The sequence below is a fragment of the Bartonella sp. CB10SXKL genome, assembly GCF_042195515.1.
Classification (GTDB): Bacteria; Pseudomonadota; Alphaproteobacteria; order Rhizobiales; family Rhizobiaceae; genus Bartonella.
On record NZ_JBHION010000058.1, the window covers coordinates 1 to 1,951 of the forward strand.

At 40.7% G+C, this 1,951-nt stretch carries 2 protein-coding genes and 1 pseudogene; all 3 read left to right on the top strand.

The window, feature by feature from the left end; all coding sequences use genetic code 11:
- A pseudogene (locus ACFIK3_RS09325) lies at positions 1-255 on the top strand (hypothetical protein); the annotation flags it as partial.
- A gap of 93 nt (positions 256-348) precedes the next feature.
- Positions 349-1,473 (top strand): N4-gp56 family major capsid protein, encoded by a 1,125-nt coding sequence (locus ACFIK3_RS09330; RefSeq protein WP_375643639.1) that lies wholly within the window; start codon positions 349-351, stop codon positions 1,471-1,473.
- 23 nt (positions 1,474-1,496) lie between these two features.
- On the top strand, positions 1,497-1,877 hold the full coding sequence (locus tag ACFIK3_RS09335) for a hypothetical protein (RefSeq protein ID WP_375631674.1): 381 nt from the start codon (positions 1,497-1,499) through the stop codon (positions 1,875-1,877).
- Positions 1,878-1,951: the final 74 nt, after the last annotated feature.

Sequence of the window (1,951 nt, forward strand, 5' to 3'; positions counted from 1 at the left end):
CCGGCAGAAGAGATTTATAGAATAGCGCAAAATCTTGGCTATCAGAACCAAGGGGTTCAAGCGAATAATCAAGTTGCAGAACTTCAAAGCCGTCAGAATTCTGCGAGAACCTTAACGGCATCTGGTGGAGGAGGGAGTGTTGGACCAATCACTTTAAAAAACATTTGTGATATGTCTGATAAAGAATTTGGAGAATGGTATAGCAATCCTAAAAATCAAATCATTTTTGATAAGTTAATGGGGCGCGATGGCTGAGTATAGTCTAGGCGCATAATATAATCCGCTTTGATGTGGGTTTTTCACCGGCTTAAAGCCGGTTTTTTTTTACAGCAAAGAAAGGTGAAATCAATGGCAATAACACGTATACCTATTAATGATGCACAAGCAGTGCAAGCTTGGTCAAAGAGATTAAATTATGAAGCGTCTAAAGCGCTTGATATTGAACCATTAATGGGAGAAGGCTCCAATAGTATCATTCAAGTCAAGAATGAACTTAGGAAAGAAGGCGGAGATTGTGTTACGTTTAGCTTACGAGCACAGATTATGGGGCGTGGTGTAAGCGAGGGTGAAACGCTTAAAGGCAATGAAGAGGCACTCCAATTCCTTCATGATAAACTTTATATCAATGAACTTAATAACGCTGTTTCAACAAAAAATAAAGGTACGATTGATCAACAACGTATTTTGTTTAGTTTACGCGACGAAGCACATAAGTCATTGGTTGATTGGTTTGCAGACCGTTTGAGTTTGATGTTTTTTCTTCAAGTTTGCGGATATACAGCGCCTACAATAAAGTTTGAAGGACGTGAAGTTGAACTTGATGAATTGTATTATGGTTTTAATGCACCATTGGCACCAAGCAGTAAGCGTATTGTGCGACCAGAAGCCAAAACGAAAGATGAAGACGTAAAAGAGCTGGCAAAACACGGTTTTAGTCTTAAGCTCATAGATGAAGCTGTTAAAGTTGCAAAGTTGGCTAACCCCAAAATCAGACCAGTACGGGTTGGTGGTTCCAATGTCTACGTGATGTATCTTCATCCCATACAAGTTATGCAATTGCGTACCAATACAGATACTGGTCAATGGCTTGATATACAAAAGGCAGTTTATTCAGGTTCGCGCGCGAAGAACCCGATTTTTGATGGTTCACTAGGCATGTATAATGGTGTGATTTTACGAGAATCCGAACATGTAACCCATGGTGTTAAATCCGATGGTAGTGTTGAAGAAAATGTCCGCCGTGCTGTATTACTGGGTGCACAGAGTGCGATGCTTGCCTTTGGAGCAGAAAATCAAGAGACGCGCTATAAATTGGTTGAAGAGCTTGATGATTATCAACGGGTATATGGTGTTGCAGCTAAGACAATCATAGGCATGAAGAAAACACGTTTCCAAATGCCTGGAAGAGGACAAAATGCGCAAGATTTCGGAACCGTTGTTGTTTCAACTTGCACAGGCGAAAAGCCTTCTTAATTTTCAAAGAAAGGAAATAAAACATGGCAGAAGGATTACCACAACCCCTACAAGGGAGAAACTTGGTTACGCAACAAGTGAGTTTTTTTCGCTTGAACATCTCGTATAAAGATAAGCATTTGACACGCAAAATCGGGACTTTACCGCGTGGTGCGATGATCCTTTCGATTAAAGCGTTTGTGAAGACAGCGTTTTCGGATGCGAAATTAAAGATAGGTAGCACCTATGGTGGTAATGAGTTTAGTGAAAAGGACATCAAAACCCAAAGCACTCAAGATTTTACATCAACCAACCAAAAAGAGTTTGTTCCAGAAGATCAAGAGCTTACGCTTTATGCAACACGGGATAAAACAACCGCGGCTGGAGAGTGTGTTGTGGTGGTGCAATTCGTGACCAATCGTTGAGAGGTATTTTGATGACACGTCATTATATTCGGGTTAAAACCGGAGGACCGATACCAGTAAAGCGAGATGTTTAT

Excerpts from the sequence above, each read along its gene's own strand:
- ACFIK3_RS09330 (WP_375643639.1), top strand. The coding sequence starts at position 349 with ATGGCAATAACACGTATACCTATTAATGATGCACAAGCAGTGCAAGCT.
- ACFIK3_RS09335 (WP_375631674.1), top strand. The coding sequence starts at position 1,497 with ATGGCAGAAGGATTACCACAACCCCTACAAGGGAGAAACTTGGTTACG.